The 18444-nt window shown below is 44.8% G+C and carries 24 protein-coding genes and 2 tRNA genes; 8 read left to right on the top strand and 18 right to left on the bottom strand.

From position 1 onward, the window contains the following. The first annotated feature begins 12 nt into the window (after positions 1-12). Positions 13-279 (top strand): YhbY family RNA-binding protein, encoded by a 267-nt coding sequence (locus WOA13_RS07485; RefSeq protein WP_342127307.1) that lies wholly within the window; start codon positions 13-15, stop codon positions 277-279. A gap of 27 nt (positions 280-306) precedes the next feature. Here the strand turns inward: WOA13_RS07485 and WOA13_RS07480 are convergent, their stop codons facing one another. From WOA13_RS07480 to WOA13_RS07445, 8 genes are all read right to left on the bottom strand, one after another. Then, entirely contained in the window at positions 307-627 is a 321-nt protein-coding gene (locus WOA13_RS07480) for a DUF190 domain-containing protein (RefSeq protein ID WP_342127306.1), read from the bottom strand. A gap of 22 nt (positions 628-649) precedes the next feature. After that, positions 650-1015 carry a fluoride efflux transporter CrcB gene (gene crcB / locus WOA13_RS07475; RefSeq protein ID WP_342127305.1) on the bottom strand — a complete coding sequence of 122 codons (366 nt, stop codon included), beginning with the start codon at positions 1013-1015 and terminating at the stop codon, positions 650-652. A 1-nt stretch (position 1016) separates the two neighbouring features. After that, positions 1017-1391 carry a fluoride efflux transporter CrcB gene (crcB, locus tag WOA13_RS07470; RefSeq protein ID WP_342127304.1) on the bottom strand — a complete coding sequence of 125 codons (375 nt, stop codon included), beginning with the start codon at positions 1389-1391 and terminating at the stop codon, positions 1017-1019. A gap of 54 nt (positions 1392-1445) precedes the next feature. Beyond that, entirely contained in the window at positions 1446-1730 is a 285-nt protein-coding gene (locus WOA13_RS07465; protein ID WP_342127303.1) for a ubiquitin-like small modifier protein 1, read from the bottom strand. Between the two features lie 112 nt (positions 1731-1842). Continuing rightward, positions 1843-1920, bottom strand: a tRNA-Pro gene (locus tag WOA13_RS07460). A gap of 247 nt (positions 1921-2167) precedes the next feature. Then, complete coding sequence (locus tag WOA13_RS07455) at positions 2168-2719, bottom strand: UbiX family flavin prenyltransferase (RefSeq protein WP_342127301.1); 552 nt, start codon at positions 2717-2719, stop codon at positions 2168-2170. A gap of 2 nt (positions 2720-2721) precedes the next feature. Then, the gene (gene lpdD / locus WOA13_RS07450; protein ID WP_342127300.1) at positions 2722-3069 is read right to left on the bottom strand and encodes a prenylated flavin chaperone LpdD; all 348 of its coding nucleotides are present in this window, start codon (positions 3067-3069) and stop codon (positions 2722-2724) included. An 18-nt stretch (positions 3070-3087) separates the two neighbouring features. After that, positions 3088-4284 carry an HD domain-containing protein gene (locus tag WOA13_RS07445; protein ID WP_342127299.1) on the bottom strand — a complete coding sequence of 399 codons (1197 nt, stop codon included), beginning with the start codon at positions 4282-4284 and terminating at the stop codon, positions 3088-3090. Between the two features lie 63 nt (positions 4285-4347). Here WOA13_RS07445 and cofD point away from each other — a divergent pair, with 63 nt between their 5' ends. From cofD to WOA13_RS07430, 3 genes are all read left to right on the top strand, one after another. Beyond that, on the top strand, positions 4348-5268 hold the full coding sequence (gene cofD, locus WOA13_RS07440; protein WP_342127297.1) for a 2-phospho-L-lactate transferase: 921 nt from the start codon (positions 4348-4350) through the stop codon (positions 5266-5268). A 576-nt stretch (positions 5269-5844) separates the two neighbouring features. Continuing rightward, positions 5845-6564, top strand: coding sequence for a DNA alkylation repair protein (locus tag WOA13_RS07435; RefSeq protein ID WP_342127296.1), 720 nt, complete (start codon positions 5845-5847; stop codon positions 6562-6564). Positions 6565-6683: 119 nt separating this feature from the next. Next, positions 6684-7529, top strand: a complete 846-nt coding sequence (locus WOA13_RS07430; protein WP_342127295.1) for a protease inhibitor I42 family protein — start codon at positions 6684-6686, stop codon at positions 7527-7529. Positions 7530-7605: 76 nt separating this feature from the next. Here the strand turns inward: WOA13_RS07430 and WOA13_RS07425 are convergent, their stop codons facing one another. Further along, positions 7606-8523 (bottom strand): ATP-grasp domain-containing protein, encoded by a 918-nt coding sequence (locus tag WOA13_RS07425; RefSeq protein ID WP_342127294.1) that lies wholly within the window; start codon positions 8521-8523, stop codon positions 7606-7608. A 150-nt stretch (positions 8524-8673) separates the two neighbouring features. On the opposite strand from WOA13_RS07425, the gene WOA13_RS07420 reads away from it, so the two are divergent. The 3 genes from WOA13_RS07420 (at position 8674) to WOA13_RS07410 (ending at position 10550) form a co-directional block, all read left to right on the top strand. Next, positions 8674-8847 carry a hypothetical protein gene (locus WOA13_RS07420; RefSeq protein ID WP_342127293.1) on the top strand — a complete coding sequence of 58 codons (174 nt, stop codon included), beginning with the start codon at positions 8674-8676 and terminating at the stop codon, positions 8845-8847. A gap of 208 nt (positions 8848-9055) precedes the next feature. Next, positions 9056-10003: a hypothetical protein gene (locus WOA13_RS07415; protein ID WP_342127292.1), complete on the top strand. Its 948-nt coding sequence runs from the start codon at positions 9056-9058 to the stop codon at positions 10001-10003. An 82-nt stretch (positions 10004-10085) separates the two neighbouring features. Then, complete coding sequence (locus tag WOA13_RS07410; RefSeq protein WP_342127291.1) at positions 10086-10550, top strand: hypothetical protein; 465 nt, start codon at positions 10086-10088, stop codon at positions 10548-10550. Between the two features lie 217 nt (positions 10551-10767). On the opposite strand, the gene WOA13_RS07405 is transcribed toward WOA13_RS07410, so the two are convergent. The 9 genes from WOA13_RS07405 to priS form a co-directional block, all read right to left on the bottom strand. Then, positions 10768-10886, bottom strand: a tRNA-Ser gene (locus WOA13_RS07405). Between the two features lie 51 nt (positions 10887-10937). Continuing rightward, entirely contained in the window at positions 10938-12161 is a 1224-nt protein-coding gene (locus tag WOA13_RS07400) for a TIGR00375 family protein (RefSeq protein ID WP_342127290.1), read from the bottom strand. 9 nt (positions 12162-12170) lie between these two features. Next, positions 12171-12947, bottom strand: a complete 777-nt coding sequence (locus WOA13_RS07395; protein ID WP_342127289.1) for a proteasome assembly chaperone family protein — start codon at positions 12945-12947, stop codon at positions 12171-12173. Then, a complete protein-coding gene (locus WOA13_RS07390; RefSeq protein ID WP_082087327.1) occupies positions 12940-13110 on the bottom strand; it encodes an RNA-protein complex protein Nop10 in 171 nt (56 codons plus the stop codon). Before WOA13_RS07390 ends, WOA13_RS07395 begins: the two co-directional genes overlap by 8 nt. 7 nt (positions 13111-13117) lie before the next feature. Beyond that, a complete protein-coding gene (locus tag WOA13_RS07385; protein ID WP_342127288.1) occupies positions 13118-13915 on the bottom strand; it encodes a translation initiation factor IF-2 subunit alpha in 798 nt (265 codons plus the stop codon). Positions 13916-13926: 11 nt separating this feature from the next. Beyond that, complete coding sequence (locus WOA13_RS07380; protein WP_048195503.1) at positions 13927-14112, bottom strand: 30S ribosomal protein S27e; 186 nt, start codon at positions 14110-14112, stop codon at positions 13927-13929. Next, positions 14109-14387 (bottom strand): 50S ribosomal protein L44e, encoded by a 279-nt coding sequence (locus WOA13_RS07375; protein ID WP_048205968.1) that lies wholly within the window; start codon positions 14385-14387, stop codon positions 14109-14111. The genes WOA13_RS07380 and WOA13_RS07375 overlap by 4 nt, the downstream gene beginning before the upstream one ends. Before the next feature lie 16 nt (positions 14388-14403). After that, positions 14404-15129 (bottom strand): hypothetical protein, encoded by a 726-nt coding sequence (locus WOA13_RS07370; RefSeq protein WP_342127287.1) that lies wholly within the window; start codon positions 15127-15129, stop codon positions 14404-14406. Beyond that, entirely contained in the window at positions 15119-16291 is a 1173-nt protein-coding gene (gene priS, locus WOA13_RS07365; RefSeq protein WP_342127286.1) for a DNA primase catalytic subunit PriS, read from the bottom strand. The genes WOA13_RS07370 and priS overlap by 11 nt, the downstream gene beginning before the upstream one ends. Before the next feature lie 136 nt (positions 16292-16427). Between priS and rqcH the strand changes: the two genes are divergently transcribed. Further along, positions 16428-18425 carry a ribosome rescue protein RqcH gene (gene rqcH / locus WOA13_RS07360; RefSeq protein WP_342127285.1) on the top strand — a complete coding sequence of 666 codons (1998 nt, stop codon included), beginning with the start codon at positions 16428-16430 and terminating at the stop codon, positions 18423-18425. The last annotated feature ends 19 nt before the right edge of the window (positions 18426-18444 follow it).

The raw sequence follows: 18444 nt of genomic DNA, 5'->3' as shown, positions 1-18444 counted from the left end.
GTGTAGGTTCATATGGATAAAGAAAAGTTATACAAACTCAGATCAGAGGCAACTCACATAAAGCCTATGATCAATGTAGGCAAAAACGGGGTCACTGACCAGTTAATACTCGAACTAAAAAAGGCCATCAAGGACAACCATCTTGTAAAGGTCAAGGTCTTAAAGAGTGCTTCTTACGAGGATGAGGACGGTATCGACGGCATTGCTGAAAAGCTTGCATCTGCTACAAAGGCAACGGTCATCGATGTAAGGGGACATTCAGTGGTGCTTTACCGCTAAAGTCCGGGAACATTTTTAAGATTATTTTCAGATCTTCTCTCCTGAGATTATCTCGACCTGTTGCAGGGTGATGAGCTCTTTCGGTACCATCCTGCAAAGCTCAGGGAGGATCTCTCTTATCTTTTCTTCGGAATCGACTGCTTCTAGGATCATAGGCAGGCCTGTGCCCAGCCTCAGGACACTTGTCGTGTGTATCTTGCTGTGTACCCCGTATCCTTCAATACCATGGAGCACGGTTGCACCGGCGATCTTTGAATCTCTCATGAACTCAAGTATCACTTCGTGTGCAGGTCTGCCGTTGCAGCGATCGTTCTCACTGAGGTATATCCTGAGGACAGCTGATCTCATAAGTAAATCTCTCTTCTTTAAATTAGATTAAGCTTGCTATCTGCTGTCCGATAAATACGCCTGAAAGACAAAGAAGCAGGTTTAGTGCTATGTTGGATGCGAAAAGTAGTTTCTGTCCCTCTTCAAGCAACCTGAATGTCTCATAGGCAAAGGTCGAGAACGTTGTGAAGGAGCCAAGCATCCCTATATTGATAAGGTGAATACTTCCAAATGGTTCTGATAAGAATGTAAGTGTGGCCAATATGGTGCTCCCGATGACATTTACAAGAAGGGTTCCTGTGGGGATGCCTTTAAGCAGGGGAACGGTTCCTGATACCAGATACCTCAGGCAGGCTCCGATGGATCCTCCAAGTCCCACCAGCAGCATGGCTTCAAGACCTGCTGGCATCTTAGCTCCTCCTCGAAATGTGGATGATCATGCCTCTTCCGACAAAAACAGCCAACAGGGTGAGTGTCAGGTTTGTTCCGATGTTATATATGGAAGAGTTTCCTCCAAGCGTGTAGCTCTCAACGGCAAAAGTGGAAAAGGTGGTGAATGATCCCATGAAGCCTGTCCCGAAGGTAAGTCGTGTCCTCTGGCTTATGTGTCCAAGGTAGTCGTAATCATACATCATCATTCCCAGAAGGAGGCTTCCGATCACATTCACAATAAGCGTCCCATTGGGCGATATGGTGCTGGATGAAACTGCATATCTGGATACAGCACCGAGGAATCCGCCGAATGCAATGCCTGCCAGATCCTGTGTTCTTTCCGGGAATATCATCTCTGGTTCCGATGTTCAGAGGCAACAATTGTTGCCTTATTGCTTTAAAATAGTTCAGCCACCTGATACAGGCGGGAATATTGCTATCTCGTCGTCATCATTGACGATGGTGTCAAGGCCTTCAAGATGCATGACATTATCCCCGTTTATGAGGATGTTGATGTAGCTTCGGAGTTCCTTCTTTCCGTCGATCTCGTTGAAGACCATCTCCTGAAGCTGAGGGAACTTTGAGAGAAGAGCATCAAGGATCTCCTGTACGGTCTTTCCCTGTACCTCCAGTTCCGACTCACCTGCAGATTCCCTGAGATTTGCAAATAACTTTATTTTTGCCATAGTCATGGGAATTTGTGAGTACTGCATATTTAATAAAACTATCCAAATAGCTAAAGAACTGCTCTTTTGCAGTTAGCTTTGCTTAATATGTGTGAAAACAGATCAGAAAAGTTAATTGTGGTGGGATAGCGCGGATTTGAACCGCAGTCCAAGCGTCCCAAACGCTCGAGGATCGACCAGGCTACCCTACTATCCCATCATGTTAATCGCATGCAAAAGACCTCGCATGCAGTGCCTTTGGAAGCACGTTCCCCTAAATAGAAGTTATAGTAGATATACTTATCTGTTAGGCTGTTGGTCTTTGGGAATTAATCGCTTGATTTTCCGTCGTTTTTGGGCATACACCGAACAGTTTATCCATAAAATTGATCTGGCTTATATACTATTCTCCGGAAGATCGCCCTGGATTCGTTTGATGGCGGCGCATGGAAGTGTGGACTATCTCATTCCCAGCGCTTGTAAGCATCATTTTTGACCTTCATCAGGTCAAGTGCCCTGCCTGCCATGAAGTTGATGAGGTCATCGATGGATTCCGGCCTGTTGTAATATGCCGGGGAGGCTGGCAGTAGTATGGCTCCTGCATTGTGTGCTTTCAGCATGTTCTCAATATGGATGCCGCTTAAAGGCGTTTCACGGGTCATGAGGACAAGTTTTCTCCTGTCTTTCAGGCACACATCCGCTGTGCGTCCGAGGAGGTTGTCAGAGGTTCCATTTGCCACTGATGCGAGCGTTTTCATACTGCAGGGTGCTATGATCATTCCTTCGAAGGGATGAGATCCGCTTGCTATTGCCGCGGTGAAGTCCTTTTCGTCATGGACATACGTTGCCAGGTCCTTTATGTCTTCAGGCGTAAGGTCTGTCTCCACTTCGATTATCTTCTCAGCAGCCTTTGTGAGTATAAGGTGCGTGTCTATGTCCATATCTGCCAGAAGCTCAAGAAGGCGAATTCCATATTGTGCACCTGAGGCTCCGCTTATACCGATGACTATCTCCATTCTTAATTCTCCTTCAGTGATCTTACGAATTCATCTATCAGTTCTTTTGATGCGGATAATACTTCCTCTATCTCTTCACCTGTGATGTTCTCGAAATGTATCCCTGCTGTAAACACCGTTGTGCTGTGTGTGACCGAACTGATAAGCCTTGCAGCATCAAGTGCTATGGCATCGTCCCTGTGTGATGGAAGGGTGATGACCGATGAGGATGCATGTCCTGGTATCCTGTCATAGTAGCCCACAGCTACGGCTCCTACATGGGCATTTCCTCCTGTGAGGGTCACCACAAGGTCCTCTCCCATGATCCTGTGCTCGAGTACAAGGTCTCCCCTGCTTGTCTGTTTTCTCATTTCCGGCAAAGTATCACCTCATAGGTCTGTAAGTCTGAACTGCTTCGTCTTTTTCTTTGTTTCAAAGAAATCTTCTGCAGCTTTCCTGACCTTATCCCTGTGTTCTTTAATTGTATAGACTCCCATCCTCCAGTTATCCTGGTGGGCATTCTCTATGGTTGCCACAATGTTGGACGCTTCATCAAGCCTCAGCATCTTTCCGTCGACCTTGATCAGTGCCTTCATTTCTGCGATCTCAGGCCTCTTCGGGATATCGATCAGTATTTCCTGGCTGTCGATGCCGATCATCTCAGCGATCTCATTTTCCACGCGCTCGACCTTTCCCCTGTAACGCAGGACATTCTCTCCCACAACATCGATCCCTGTATGGAGGGCACGTTTGTACAGTCTTCTCTCGTCAAGTCGCTTTGCAAGTTCTCCTGCATACCCGTTGTCAGCCCGGATCATCTCGAATAACCTGGCATCTTCCATCTGGCGCAGTTTGAAGGGGTCGAGAGTACCCTTGTTGATAAGGTCCTGTACAGCTCTTGTGAACATTGTTTCGGCTATCCTTGATACATGGTGGTAATAGACCGAAGGGTGCATGAGGAAACGTGAGACCAGAAGGGATTCCGCGGCTTTCAGGCCACCCAGGCCGACCACCAGGTTATCCTCATAGAACTGCATCTCATGTATCAGGCGTGCATGGTCCACAAGTCCGAAAGCAACTCCTGTGTAGTGTGCATCCCTTACCAGGTAGTCCATGCGGTCAACGTCGATCTCGCTGTTCACGATCTTTCCAAGAGAGGTCTCACCTTTTATGTGGTCAGCAATGTTGACAGGGTCAAGGCCGTGGTCTTCCAGGATCTCTGCGATCTCACCTTTTTTGAGGATCGGTTTGACATCCTCATGCCTCTGGCGGGTGTATTCCTTTATGATATTCTCTGTTACATGTGATAGTGGCCCGTGTCCTACATCATGAAGGAGTGCAGCGGCACGGATCTCATCTTTCTGGTCCTTTTCGATGGAGTCCAGTTGGGATGTCAGGGTGGTTGCAAGGTGCATTACTCCCAGGGAATGTTCAAAACGGGTGTGGTTAGCTCCGGGATATACAAGATTGGACAGGCCTAATTGCTGTATCCTTCTCAGGCGCTGCATCTGGGGAGTGTCTATCAGTGACAATACCAGTTGGTCCAGTTCTATATACCCGTGTACCGGATCCCGTATTACTTTCATATGGTTTAAATAGTCTTCATGGTATAATGATGTTCCGTTATTTCAAGAAATAAGAGGCTTTGTATGATCGTATTATCAGGTGGAACAGGAACTCCCAAATTGCTCGATGGTCTAAGACACGTCATTCCTGAAGAGGATATCACTGTGGTCGTAAACACGGCGGAGGATCTCCGGGTTTCGGGAAATCTGATAACGCCTGATATTGATACCGTGCTCTATCTGTTCTCTGAAAGGATCGATAAGGGTAAATGGTGGGGTGTCAGGGACGATACCTTTGCCACGCATGAAGCAATGAAGCTTGCAGGTCATGACGAGGGTATGATGATAGGTGATCTTGACAGGGCTACTCACATCATGCGTTCTGAGCTCTTAAGAAATGGTATGACCCTTACAGAAGCTATCCAAAGCATGACTTCTTCATTTGGGATCCGTTCCTGTGTACTGCCAATGTCCGACGATGCTGTATCTACCATGATAACAATACCTTCCGGGAGGATCCATTTTCAGGATTTCTGGGTAAAACAGCATGGTGAACCTGAGGTGCTGGAAGTGTCACAGGATGGGATAGATGAAGCATCCATCTCTCCAGTTGTCCTCGAAGCTCTCGAGGAAGAGGATGAGGTGTTGATAGGTCCCAGCAATCCTATCACAAGTATCGGTCCGATAATTTCCCTGCCCGGTATGCGTGAGATCCTCAAAAAGAAGAAAGTGATTGCAGTAAGCCCTATCATAGGAAAGGAGCCCATAAGTGGACCTGCAGGAAAACTGATGGATGCACGTGGGTTCGATGTTTCCTCTGTTGGTGTTGCAGAATGCTACAATGATATCCTTGATGCGATGGTCATCGATGTACGTGATGAATCTGCAGGAGATGCCATTATGGATATGGGTATAGAGGTATTTTTTAAGGATACTCTGATGAGATCGGTTGATATTAGTATCGATCTTGCAGAATATGTTACTGGTATTTTCAATACTATATGATATTTGTATAAATGTGTAATATACAACAATACCCACACGTAACAACGTTAACATTTATCAAAAAACAATAATTAGTTCTAAATCGCTATGAAAAGTGGTATGAGCGGGTTGGGGAGTGGGGGTACTTGAAAAGAAATTAGGGTCCCGCTCATTACACAAAGAGTACTATTTTGTAATTGTATATACAGGTTACGGCAGAAATGTGAATCTACTCGCGTTTTCCTTTATACACTCCTCATTTTAAGAAGAAGTAATAGCTGAAATAACCGCAATAATTTATTTTTCCCGAATGTGTTGAAATTGCCTCTTCCAGACTAGTTTGGATGCGCGCTGAGTAGGATTTATCCCTCTTAATAGATAGAGTATGAATACACATACAACTGTTAGTATTATGTGTGATATGTATTCACAATTTTCAGAGCAGGTCACTCAGTTGTTGCAATTGCTGTTGTTGTGAAGTAGATTGGGGGTATGTAGATGGCAGTTTGCTTATTTCCTCTCCTATGTTGTTTCTCCTTGTTACTTATTAAAAAAGGATCTCCTAACAAAATTTAAAAAGCATCCACACTAACTCTTATGTACGATTCAATGGGAGTTGTTCTTGTGGGTACAACAGAAGAAAACTACGAAAGCATTATCGTGAAACTGGAGGAGTTGAGCGATCCTGAGGCTATAGAAGGAATGGCACATTTCTGGATCACTCCTGAGAAGTGCTACGGCGTCTCGATCCCTGAGCTGCGAAAGATCGCAAAGGAGATCGGAAAAGATCACAAGCTGGCTCTCATGCTGTGGGACAAGGGGTACAGGGAGACCATGATCCTTGCTTCCATGGTGGACGACCCAAAACAAGTCTCTGAAAAGCAGATGGAAATGTGGGTCTCTGATTTTGACTACTGGGAGATATGTGACCAGTGCTGCATGAACCTCTTCCAAAAGACCCAATTCTCCCGAAGGAAGGCCATCGAATGGAGTTCTAGGAAAGAGGAGTTCGTGAAACGCTCCGGTTTTGTTCTCATGGCGAGGATGGCCGTGGCAGACAAGAAGGCCGAAGACTCTGTATTTGAGGAATTCTTCCCCCTGATCGAAAAGGGGTCGGTCGATGCCCGTAATTTTGTGAAAAAGGCCGTCAACTGGGCATTGAGGCAGATCGGCAAGCGCAACCCGGAGTTGAACAGGAAGGCCATTGAAGTTTCAGAGAAGCTGACCGGATCGAATGTTGCAAGTGCCAGGTGGATCGGAACCGATGCACTGAAAGAGCTTACCAGTGAAGCTGTCCGGAAGCGACTTAATAAATGATATTTTGCATCAGATCTGCATAAAATCGGTGTTAGTAGACTTCAAATCAATTCGTAGTTTAAGTAATGGATATATATCTGCGAGTCATTCATCTGAATAGATATAGGAGGTAAATTATCATGTCAAAATATACGGGTATGGGCATAATGGTCCTGATCACCATTGTGGTAGTGACCGTAGCTGCCTTTTCCATGGGTTGTACTGAAAATGGCGATACGGATCTAACAGATGATGTAAATATAGTGGAATCGGGATCAGTTTTCACAGAAAACGAGAATGGCAATGAGATCTCAATAGAACAGAACGGTCTTATTGTGATCAAACTGGAAGAGAATCCGACAACAGGCTATTCCTGGAACCTCACGATCCCTGAGGGTCTGACACTGGTAGGCGATGAGTTTGTGACCGATCAGGGGGATGAAGAAATTGTAGGCGCAGGTGGAATCCACGAATGGGAACTTCAGGCAGATTCTGAGGGTGCCTATGAGATCTCTGCTATCTACAAGAGGCCCTGGGAAAACACCACTGGTGAAGAGGATACTTTCAGCATGACCGTAACTGTGCTCGCTTCAGGCGAACAGGATGTTGTCGATGGTAATGGTGCAGATAGCATCACTGACGGAGATGACAATGAATACATCATCCGTGATGCTGCTGTCGATGACATAGAGATCCTGATGATGGAATCATTCCCATTGCAGGTCAGTGTGGTTGCAACGGGCTATGTACCCGATGGATGCACTGTTATCGATGAGGACAACATCGAGGTAATAAGGGACGGGAACACCTTCGATGTATCACTGAAGACCAAAAGACCGGCAGATGCCATATGCACCCAGGCACTTGAGCCTTATGAGGTGAACATCCCTCTGGATGTGTATGGTCTTGAAGCAGGAGTCTATACGGTGGATGTGAACGGTGTGACGGACACGTTCGAGTTCACCATGGACAATGTGATGGAGTGAGGTTTTAAGAAACCTCCCTCTTTTTTAGTAAGATCCTTTCCTTTCTGATTTTCCATTTATTTTTTTCTTTTGCACTTCATTCATCTTCCGGGAATATTCCCAGTCTTACCCTGATGAAATCGTACATCTCCTGTGCAATGTCTACATCACAGCAGCTTTCCACTCCTTCAAAACCAGGGGATGAGTTCGCTTCACAGACCTTGAAGTGTTCCCCGTCAAAGAGGAGGTCAATTCCTGCGATTTCCAGTCCGAAGACATTTGCAGTCTCAGTGGCCAGCCATTCGATCTCCGGTGTCATTTCAAAGGACCGGACCATTCCTCCCCTTGAAAAATTGGCCTTAAAATCCCCTTCAGGTGCTACCCTTTCCATGCAGGCAACAGCACGCCCTCCGATGATCATTACGCGAAGGTCACGACCCATGCTTGACTTGACGAATTCCTGAATGATGAAGTTAACATTGCTCCTTGTTGAACGTATGAGTTCCATAAGGTCGATGAAGTTTGATTTGCTCTCGGAAAGGAACACTCCACTCCCCATGGATCCTGAAAGTGCCTTTACGACCAGTGGGAATCCAAATTTTTCCTCAACAAGGTTTACGTCGATGGGATGTTTTGCAAGCATGGTCTTTGGGAATGCAATATCCGCTTCTGCGAGTATCTGCTGGGAGTACAGTTTGTCCTTTACCGTGTCAATACTGTGGGATGAGTTGAACGTATGGACCCCAAGCCTTTCCAGATGCCTTATAATGGCCAGTGCATAATAAGATGTTTCTGCACCCATTCTGGGAAGCAGGAAATCAGGCAGTGACACCGTTTCTCCATCCAGAAGAACACTTTTCCGGTCATCCCTTGTGACAATAAGCTCGAACTGCTCAGGCCTGATAACTCTCATCTCAATATTGTTCTTTTCAGCAACTTCAAGAAGATGGTTTATTTCGTAAGTTTCAGGTTTTAGCTCCAGTTCGGAATGTTTGTATAATATCCATCCTTTCACTTTCTTCGCCTCGTTTTTTATTAGAAAGTAGCCTTTAGGGATATCAGGGATATAAGGCATTTGGCTGTACCGTGGTCGGAAATCTATTAATGATCATAATTTTAAATAATTGAATTACTGATGGTGTGGGGTCAAGAGGAGTAAAGGTCAATGACTGTAATCGAGATTGGTTGTTGTGGTGCCTATTGCAAGACCTATCGTGAATTTAAGAACAAGAAATGTCGCGGGTGCAGGCAATTCATCGAGTTTATTCAAAAGGAAGGGTATGAGGAGTTCATCAAAAGGGCGGATAAGTGGAAGAACTATTATGGAAAGCTTGGTTGAATTTCATTTTTGGATGCTTGTTCTTAATCTATTTATGTTGAAATTTACGGGTTTATTCCCCTTCTTTTTTTAGGTGGTTGAGTGAATTTAAAACATCAAAAATGTAGATTTTGATTTATGGAATTTGTACCTAGATATTATATATCTTTAGGATAACTGGTTATAAGTTTTTATAGTAAACCAATAAATTGGGATATGGTAATCATTTATGAGTAAACTAAAAGCGAAATCATCAGACTTTAGAATTGAAGATACTTTTGATGATGATGCTGATATTTATACAAAATATAAACTAGTTTGTGCTGAATTAGAAGAATTAAAGTCACAAAAAGAGCCAATAATACAAAAAAAATTGAATGCTTCATACAATATTGAGGAGCAAAAACCACAAAACATTGAAGAATACAAAAAATGGGTAAAAGAAAAGTTTGGAATAGATATCTCAAGTAGGACAGAAACTCACTATCATTCAGTAAGAGGAATAATTAGTGATGATTTTAAAAAATCTTCATTATGGACTGAGCTATCTCAAAATATTAAGGAATATGATGAAGAGTATAATCTGAAAACAAGCGGATATAAACTTTTTAGTCCTAATTTTGTCCCTGTATTAAACAATAAACCTTATGATTCATTCATATTGAAATCCTTTAGGAAAAATGTTGTTAATAATAACAATTGGCCCGAAGAACCTGATATGGGTTGGGTTCTTCCCGATAACTGGTTTGAAAAAACAGGAGACATTGTTAGAACGCTATTTGTCGTTAAATACTTAGATGGTATTGAATTTTTGGTTAGCAAAATCGAAGAGATTTGTAAAAAACATGGTTCAGAATGTAGAATATCTTTAGAAGCAAAAGATGAAGGATATTATGCAGCTCATATGGATGTAAAACAAACCTTTGAAATTCCCAAATATGATTGGGATACAAAAAAAATAGAAATTTTTATTGAAATTCAAATAACAACACAATTGCAAGAAGTTATACGTAAATTATTACATACATACTATGAAGATAAAAGAGTAAGTAGTGTAAGACAGCCAGATACATGGAAATGGGATTATAAAAGTGATGAGTTCGCTGCAAATTATGTGGGTCACATACTTCACTATATGGAAGGAATGATTATGGATATAAGAGACAGAAAAAATTGATCCCTTTTCAAACTGGAAACAAATTTGCAGATGAGAATTATAGTGTTTAGAATTTATTAGAATTTATGAAGGATGGTTCCATATGAGTGAAAATGTAGAATTCAACCAACATGCCAAATTTATAGAATATCTTGAAAAGATAGGAATTGGAGATACTCTTCAAAAAAAGATTAACTATATCTACGATTTTTATCGGGAAGTATGCAATGAAGAAATTAAAGATATTTTTATAAATGAATATTTAACAGAAGACGGAGAACGCGTTTACGAAAATCTTTTTTTATTCTCTGATACTTTCATAATGGAAGCTAAAAATATTATGAAAGAAGATGATTTTGACATGACTCCTTTAAAGAATCGTATAACATATTGGCAAATCAGAAAAGTGGAATATGATTTTATAGAGTCTAACGAAAAATCAAGAATGTATCTACAAGTTTTATTTGATAAAAAAATAGAAGGGGCATTTAAAGCATCGAAAGAAAATTGTGATGCACTTAAGAATATAATAATGACTTATATTGTAACGAATCTACAAACAGAATGAATTCACAGTGTATCTAAAATTATCAGCCTTACTTTTGATTTTTAATATTTAGATTGTTTTTTAAACCACTTTTTATTTTTAACAGAACTAAAACTTAGGAGATTTTTAGGTATCTTTGGACATTATTATAGGCACTATGATACATTGCCCATAATCAGAAAATTACCACAATTACAATATCCTAAATTGTAATGATAAAATTAAACATAAAATAAGACGCCGGGGTTGGGATTTGAACCCAAGCACTCCGTTAGGAGAAACAGGTCTCGAGCCTGCCGCGTATAGACTCCGCGGCTGTTAATTCACCGTTGGATTAGTCCGCTCTGCCACCCCGGCATTGTTGTTTCTGAAGGCGTTTATGGCTTATATAGGTGTCGAAAAAGTGGTTCAGAAGTCGAAAAGGGAGCTCTGGTTCTTTGGTTTTGGTGGATCTGCTTTTGGTTTGTGTTCGGAATCCGGCAGTTCTATCCAGCCATACTGGCCTCCGCCTCCGGGGTGGATGATGACCTCGCCGTTTCGGAATGCCAATATTGCATCAACTATTTTTGGGCTGACGATGTCGAGCTGGTCAGGTTCTGCATCCAGCAGGACTGCAACCTCGTTGCCGAACTTTTCCACAAGGCTTTCCCATGCGGTCTTTACGCCTTTGGTGGTGATGCTTGCATGTCCCAGTGCCATCATAATGATCTCTGCAAGGGGTGCTAGGTGCAGGTAGTCCGGGCGGTGGTTTGGGTGCACCGGTTCTTCCAGGTCTGCCAGTTCGTTGATCCTGTCGCACACTCCTTTCTTTACCTGTCCCCTGCACTGGGGGCAGCGCCAGTTGTTCTGGACGGCTTGCTCAAGGGTGTAGTGGGTAAAGCACTTGATGCACGCGGATTCGTTGTATTTCCCCTCTTCGGGGAAGAACCCTACGTTCAGTGTTGCTTTGTAGCCTTCCTTGCGGAGGATGGCTTTTTCCAGTCCCTCGAAATCGATTGATGGGACCTCGAAACGGGTAAACTCGCGTGCCAGTTTGTTGGACCAGGGGGAGTGTGCATCAGAGTTGGTCAGGAAGGTCAGTCTGTGAAGCTCGCTGATGCGGTCCGCGTAATCGGTATCCGCGCTTAAGCCCAGCTCCACGAAGGAGATATAGTCTGTGAGGTCACCGTAGCAGCTTTGGAGTGAGTCATGATATGCATACAGGGCTGTCCAGGGGGTAAACGCATGGCAGGGCCCGATGAGTGCACCGATGTCCCTTGCTATCTGTGCTATCTCACTGCCGTTCAGCCGTACTGTTGGTCTGCCATCGATTGCCAGGTCAGTGTATTTTGACATGGTCTCTGCCAGCTCCTCGGCCTTTGAGATGGATGGCAGTATCAGGAGATGGTGGACGCGGTTCTTGTCCTCGATCTCTGTGGTAGGTATAAAATGAGTATCATTGATGAGTATGGTCTCATCATCGGTGGCTGCGGACTTGATGTCAGCTAGCCATTTTGGATGGATACAATCGCCTGTGGCCACAAGGTCGATGCCTTTTTTCCTGGCCTCTACAGCAATTGTCGGCAGCTCCATCTTATTGGAGCATGCCATTGAGTATTTAGAATGGAGGTGGAGATCAGCATTGATCTGCATGTTCCCACCTTAGCCGATGTATCTTAAGTCTTCTTCAACGGCAGTATCTCTCAATACTCCCTGTTGTTGCTGTTTTGCTTCCATGAGGTTAGCAACGATCTTCTCCATGTCCTTTGCACGCTCTTCAAGTTCGGCCACGTCGACCTCGATGTTTATGAGCTTGCTGAGTATGGCAAGGAGTGATTGTGCGCTCTTCGGGTCAACAAGGTATCCTGAGGTAAGTCCCATAAGACACGCAGCTTTCATATTTGTGAACTTGCTGAGTCCGAGTAAAAGGCCGGATGCACCTACGATACCTCCTCCTGGCTCGCTGGCCTTGAAGGTAACTCCGTGCTCTTTCAGCTCTTCCACAAGTTCCGCGTCATTTGCAGCACCCATTACCTCATCGATGTGCTCCAGCTTGCCTGTTGGGTATCCTCCCAGGGTGTAGATCTTTGAAACGCCCAGTTCTTCGGCAAGTTTGAGGTAAATGCCTGCAAGTTCGTAGTGACCGTCGGTAGTTGTGCTCTGGTGGTCTCCTCCAAGGAGGACAAGGTCTGTCTCACCAGCGCTGTAAATGTGAATCTCGTTATTGACGAGCTTGACTGTGCTGTCCTCGTTCACCATGACCTGTGGTGGGAAATGAGGAGAATAGATCTCAAAAACTTTTTCTGCTTCCAGCTTTTCGACCAGATGGTCGACAACAAGTTTACCAACATGCCCGACCCCTGGAAGTCCTACAAGAAGTATTGGGTCGTTCAGCTGGATTTCATCTTCATTAAGGCGAACCACAGTTGTTTCACGCATGTTCCATTTCTCTCCTTTTGGATATTCGGCGGTATTTACCATATGGGTCAAGCGGTGAAAAACGTGCCGGAAGTGGATTTCTGGAAGGTTCACCACATTCCGGGCAGTTTTCTTTCAATGTGTAAATATTGCATTGAGTACACTTTCTTATCTTGTAGCCCAATGTAACATCACGCCTTTGCTGTTTCGATATGTCGGTGGAAAATTCCTTTTCCTCCCTTTTTCTCGATGTAATCAATAGCCTTGTCAGAAGCTTTCTTCAAAACAGATTCTGCAGTCTTGTAGTCTGGTGCAATGATCTTAATCCTGTATCTTGGTGCACCTGTATATGTGACATTGATCCTGACATCATCTTCTTTGATCTTTGTAGCTGACTTCAATGCTTTCTTGATTACCTCGATGCCGTCAGGGCCATTGGAGGTAAGGTCTACGTATCCTGCGATGTCTACGAATGGAAGTTTTATGTTCTCTTGAGCGATCTCTGCTATCTTTGCTGCGAGCTTTTTACTGATGCCGATACCGTCAAAAGCTTCCTTTCCGCTGATTGCAGCTTCTTCAAAGCCTGTGTAGCAGCTTCCGAACTCTTCCATAAGAATGGATCTGACCTCTTCCATCTTCTTCGGGTTGGTCTTTGTGTCCTCAGCTACGAACTGGAGCCACTTCTCAGCTTTCTGTTCGTTCTTCCAGTCCTGGATCTTTGCACGCTTCTGGTGCTCGTTTACATCCTTTAAGGACAGGTCGATATGGCGTCGGTTCGGGTCTACGTCCAGTACTTTGCAGACGATCTTCTGGCCTTCCCTGACGTAATCACGGACGTATTTGACCCATCCAGCCTTGATCTCGGAGATATGGATGAAACCTTCCTTTCCTCCATATTCCTCAAGAGTGGTATAGGCCCCAAAGTCGACCACGTTCTTTACAGTACAAACTACGAAGTCGCCGCTTTCTGGCCAGTTGTTGTTATCCATTCTACACCACTTTATTCAAGTACTTCCAGGATATGTGTTGTGATTGTTGACTTTCCGCCGGTTGATTCTGCGAGTGTCCTTCCGCATACAAGGCATGTGACCTTGCGGCTTGCACTGCCGAAGATGACCTGCTCGTTGGAGCAGTCGTTGCATTTTACGCGTAAGAATCTGCTTTTTGGTTGTGTCATTGTTATCATTCCTTAAACTCGAATTTCTTTGCTCTGAAGCATGGCCTCTGGTGTGACTTGTTGCACTCGGCGCAGCGGTATTTGAGCTGTACTCTCTTGGTTGGTTTGTCTCCTCCAGGAACCTTTGAGAATTTACCACTGTTTCCGATGCCTGATTGCCTCTTCTTCTGCCTTGCAATGTGTGTCATGGACGATGCTTTGCCTTTCTTGACTCTCTCTGCAATGTGTTCAGTGTGTTTTTTGCAGGATGGGCAATATGTTCTGAACCTCTTTGGGATTTTCATGATTTTCACCTTTATATTAATTTGAATCGTTTATTTTTGTGATAAGATGAGCAGCACCTCGTTTTACCAGAACATTTGCGTTCATTGCCGGTAAAACAACAACATCCTCTGCCCTGGTAGTATAATTTCGATTATCTACGGCATTGAATGTCGGTAGGTCTTTCAATATTCGGACAACAAAGTACTCTTCATTTATATTCCTTTTGGGTATCTCTGTCTCATCTCTATTGTTATCATTGGTAGGGGCCGGGGGTACTGATGCTTCTTGTGCAGTTTCTTCTACATCCTTGTCTCCGGTGATTTCCTGCGTGGTCATCTCTTGTTCTGCAGGTTCCTTTTCCTTTGCAGGGGATGATGCTGATGTGGGGTCGAGTATCGGTTCCAGCAGCTGGTTTCTTGCAACCTGTATTGCTGAAAGCGTTGCCTGGTATACATCCTGTTCTGCAGGAAGGAGCTTGTCAAGGTCCTGTCTTGGTGAACTGCTTGAGAACGCATTGGAAGTGGCCCTTGAGGTAACTTTTCGTACCCTGCGGATGAATATTGTCTCCACATCATTGATGGCGCTCTGGAGCTCGTCCTCCAGTATCTTCGATTCAGCAGAACGCGGATTGTTTATCTTCCTGATCTCTTCCTCAAGCTCATGGATATACTCGTCCACAAGTCCGTAGAATCCGGGAGGCAATGACCTTAAAGCCGAACTGTTCTCTTCTCTGAGTATATTTTTAAGCTCATTACGGTCCATATTCTGCTGCACCTCTGCACATCAGGTACACGGCTGCGTATTCAGGTAATTCCTGTGTACCCTCCTCAACATAGAGGTCATTACCCTTCATTTGTACTGCAAAAGGTCTTATCACTTTTAATTTTACCGGCTTGTCCGAGAAAATCACCGCATCGGTCAGCGGCTCGAACTTCTCCAGCTCGGATATGGAAAGCGTTGTGACACGCATGCCTGACTTCCCGTGGAGGGATCCCCCAAGGCGTATTAGCCTCTTTATATCTCCTGTCACAGGTTCATCCACGCTTGCTGACATGTCGTTGACCGCCTGCAGTGCAAGGGTCTGTATAATGTCCTTATTGACCTTTGAAAGGGCTTCCATATTGCCTTTCTTAAGCAGTTCCACCTGTGTCTCGTCCCTTAATATATCTACCATCTTCTGTGCTGTCTTTTTGCCTATTCCCTTAAATCCGGTGAAAAGGTCCACAGCATCTTCCTTTGTCGCAAGGTCGGTAAGGTAGGATACCAGGTATTTGTTGATCCTGCCTCCCCAGCCGCCTTCGCTTTCCGAGGACAGCATGTTCATCCTTGCGTTCTCACTGCCGGCATCACCGCTGACGGCTTTCTTGTAGAATATCTTGTCAAGGCTGAGCCCGCGCCCGCTGATATAATCCACGATCTCCCTTCTCTCGGCACTTTCAAGGGAGCGGACACGCGGGTCTGCTATGTGGAAATGGTATCCTCTTCCTCCTGAGAACACTGCCCTTATATCATCTTCATTGAATCCGAAGTCATCCACCAGGAAATCATAGAGCTTCAATGTCTCTTTCTTGACATGGTCAAGCATTTCAGAATACGAGTTAGGCGCACCGGGGATGTGGTCTGCATCAAGGTCAAAGATGAGGTCGGCTTCCTGCCAGTGCTTCTCCTTCATGGTGGGTGCACTGGGGTAGGTATAGTATGCAACGGAATGGTATGCATGTGCAGGTGCCATGCCTGCAAGGTATTCTTCGACTTCTCCGGGTGAGCCGAATGATTTGTGCCTTCTCATTACAGTTTCCGGCATCTCGTCAAAAGAGATGAATCCCCATTCACGGGCTTCCAGCCTGGAAGGTATGTGTATCTGTGCCGTCCTGTAATATTCCTGGAACTTCGATTTGAGGAAATATTTTGTCTTAAAGTTCATTGCATGTTTCCTGATGATATTGTCTGCTTATCGCAACTCCAGTTATTTGATGTGTTAATCCTATTTCTTTATTACTTAAATTTGAGTTTTATCAATATGGATAAACCTTAAGTCAGGTCGAACGCTATAGGCATCTATGAAACAGGAGATGACGAGCGCAGACGTGGCTGCTCTTGTATCCGAACTTGGTAATGTTGATATTGAAGGCTCTCTTATCGATGCAAAGATCGGTAAGATATACCAGCCTGTTCCCGGTGAGATCCGGATCAATCTTTTCATATTCGGAAAAGGGCGTGACAATCTGGTGATAGAGGCCGGCAAGAGAGCACACATGAGCCAGTATGTGCGTCCAAGCCCCAAGATCCCTCACGCATTCCCTATGTTGCTGAGGAAGCATATACTGGGTGGCAGGATCACTTCTGTTGATCAGTATGACTTTGACAGGATAATTGAGATCGGTGTGATCCGTGGTGGTATTGAGACAATACTTGTATGTGAACTGTTCTCAAGAGGCAATATCGTTCTTCTTGACAGCGATCGTAAGATCATTCTCCCGATGAACCCGGTGACCTTCAGGGGAAGGAGGGTTCGCAGTGGTGAGATATATGAATACCCTGAAGCACAGCTAAGTCCACTTGATGTGGATGAGGCTGGTATGGCAGAAGTGTTCGCATCATCAACTTCCGATATTGTAAGGACCATAGCCACAAGATACAACCTTGGTGGTGTCCTCGCAGAAGAGGTCTGCCTGAGGGCGGAGGTTGACAAAAGCACTCCTGCAAAGGATGCCACTCCTGAAAATTTGAAGGCACTTTGTGAAGCAGTAAAGCTCGTATTTTCCCCGATCGTGGAACACAGGCTGAAGCCGTGTATCGTCAAAAAGGATATTAAAGGCGAACTGGAAGCTGTCGATGTCATTCCTCTGGAACTCGACCAGTATTCTTCCAATGAGAAGGAATTCTTCCCTTCCTTCAACAAGGCCCTTGACGAATTCTTCGGGAAAAAGGCTTCTGAAGAAGTTATCGAAGAGGTAGTCGCTAAAAAGAAGGAAAAGGTGGATGTCTTTGAAAGGAGGCTTCGCAAACAGGAGGAAGCCATCAAAAAGTTCGAGAAGGACACGGACAAGTTCACCACCATTGCAGAGAAGATCTATGAGCATTACCAGAACATCGAAGAGTTGCTTTCGATCCTGGGGAATGCACGTGATAAGGGGTATTCCTGGGATGAGATCCGTTCGATCCTGAAAAAAGCAAAAGACGACCTTCCTGCAGCCCGTGCGATCGTAAGTATCGATTCGGCAGAAGGTACCATTGTCGTTGATCTCGATGGTATAAAAGCGAACATCAATATTCGTAAGACCGTTCCTCAGAATGCACAGACCTATTACGAGAAGGCCAAGAAGCTGACCAAAAAACGTGATGGTGCCCTGCGTGCAATCGAGGATACCAAGGTTGCAATGCAGAAGAGGGAAAAGAAAGTATCCAAAAGAAGAAAGGCATTCTTCAAGAAGCACTGGTACGACCGGTTCAGGTGGTTCTTCTCATCCGACGGTTTCCTTGTTGTTGGCGGAAGGGATGCGGATACCAATGAGGAGCTTGTGAAAAAGTATATGGAAAAACGTGACCTCGTTTTCCACACACAGGTCCCGGGTGCACCTATCACCATCATCAAGACCGAAGGGAAGGATATTCCTGAAACGACACTTGAGGAAGCTGCAAGGTTCGTGGTGTCCTATTCAAGTGTCTGGAAATCCGGCCAGTTCAGCGGGGATTGCTACTGGGTAAAACCAGAGCAGGTCTCAAAGACCCCTGAATCCGGTGAATACCTGAAAAAAGGTTCCTTCATCATTCGCGGGGAACGTAATTATTACAGGGATGTTCCTGTAGGCGTGGCTGTAGGTCTGGAGCTTGGAGCCGAGACCCGTGTTATCGGAGGTCCGGTATCTGCCATACAAAGCTCCGGCAAGTATGTGGTAGAACTGGTCCCGGGCAAGTTCAACCAGAACGATATTGCGAAGAAGGTCTATCGTATCTATGTGGATGAACTGAAGGACCCGTCCTTTGTCAAGCAGATAGCTTCTCCTGACATCATCGCAAAGAGGCTTCCTCCGGGAGAATCGGATATCAAGAAGTGATGTCTGGTGTTATGGATGG

This window comes from Methanococcoides sp. LMO-2 (genome assembly GCF_038432375.1).
Taxonomy (GTDB): Archaea; Halobacteriota; Methanosarcinia; order Methanosarcinales; family Methanosarcinaceae; genus Methanococcoides; species Methanococcoides cohabitans.
This window is presented reverse-complemented; position numbering and strand designations above follow the sequence as displayed.

Excerpts from the sequence above, each read along its gene's own strand:
- WOA13_RS07395 (WP_342127289.1), bottom strand. The coding sequence starts at position 12,947 with ATGCGTGAAACAACTGTGGTTCGCCTTAATGAAGATGAAATCCAGCTG.
- WOA13_RS07445 (WP_342127299.1), bottom strand. The coding sequence starts at position 4,284 with ATGAAAGTAATACGGGATCCGGTACACGGGTATATAGAACTGGACCAA.
- WOA13_RS07415 (WP_342127292.1), top strand. The coding sequence starts at position 9,056 with ATGAGTAAACTAAAAGCGAAATCATCAGACTTTAGAATTGAAGATACT.
- WOA13_RS07455 (WP_342127301.1), bottom strand. The coding sequence starts at position 2,719 with ATGGAGATAGTCATCGGTATAAGCGGAGCCTCAGGTGCACAATATGGA.
- WOA13_RS07370 (WP_342127287.1), bottom strand. The coding sequence starts at position 15,129 with ATGGACCGTAATGAGCTTAAAAATATACTCAGAGAAGAGAACAGTTCG.
- rqcH (WP_342127285.1), top strand. The coding sequence starts at position 16,428 with ATGAAACAGGAGATGACGAGCGCAGACGTGGCTGCTCTTGTATCCGAA.
- WOA13_RS07465 (WP_342127303.1), bottom strand. The coding sequence starts at position 1,730 with ATGACTATGGCAAAAATAAAGTTATTTGCAAATCTCAGGGAATCTGCA.
- WOA13_RS07485 (WP_342127307.1), top strand. The coding sequence starts at position 13 with ATGGATAAAGAAAAGTTATACAAACTCAGATCAGAGGCAACTCACATA.
- priS (WP_342127286.1), bottom strand. The coding sequence starts at position 16,291 with ATGAACTTTAAGACAAAATATTTCCTCAAATCGAAGTTCCAGGAATAT.
- WOA13_RS07420 (WP_342127293.1), top strand. The coding sequence starts at position 8,674 with ATGACTGTAATCGAGATTGGTTGTTGTGGTGCCTATTGCAAGACCTAT.
- WOA13_RS07400 (WP_342127290.1), bottom strand. The coding sequence starts at position 12,161 with ATGCAGATCAATGCTGATCTCCACCTCCATTCTAAATACTCAATGGCA.
- cofD (WP_342127297.1), top strand. The coding sequence starts at position 4,348 with ATGATCGTATTATCAGGTGGAACAGGAACTCCCAAATTGCTCGATGGT.
- WOA13_RS07410 (WP_342127291.1), top strand. The coding sequence starts at position 10,086 with ATGAGTGAAAATGTAGAATTCAACCAACATGCCAAATTTATAGAATAT.
- crcB (WP_342127304.1), bottom strand. The coding sequence starts at position 1,391 with ATGATATTCCCGGAAAGAACACAGGATCTGGCAGGCATTGCATTCGGC.
- WOA13_RS07375 (WP_048205968.1), bottom strand. The coding sequence starts at position 14,387 with ATGAAAATCCCAAAGAGGTTCAGAACATATTGCCCATCCTGCAAAAAA.
- WOA13_RS07480 (WP_342127306.1), bottom strand. The coding sequence starts at position 627 with ATGAGATCAGCTGTCCTCAGGATATACCTCAGTGAGAACGATCGCTGC.
- crcB (WP_342127305.1), bottom strand. The coding sequence starts at position 1,015 with ATGCCAGCAGGTCTTGAAGCCATGCTGCTGGTGGGACTTGGAGGATCC.
- WOA13_RS07430 (WP_342127295.1), top strand. The coding sequence starts at position 6,684 with ATGTCAAAATATACGGGTATGGGCATAATGGTCCTGATCACCATTGTG.
- WOA13_RS07385 (WP_342127288.1), bottom strand. The coding sequence starts at position 13,915 with ATGGATAACAACAACTGGCCAGAAAGCGGCGACTTCGTAGTTTGTACT.
- WOA13_RS07380 (WP_048195503.1), bottom strand. The coding sequence starts at position 14,112 with ATGATAACAATGACACAACCAAAAAGCAGATTCTTACGCGTAAAATGC.
- lpdD (WP_342127300.1), bottom strand. The coding sequence starts at position 3,069 with ATGAGAAAACAGACAAGCAGGGGAGACCTTGTACTCGAGCACAGGATC.
- WOA13_RS07435 (WP_342127296.1), top strand. The coding sequence starts at position 5,845 with ATGTACGATTCAATGGGAGTTGTTCTTGTGGGTACAACAGAAGAAAAC.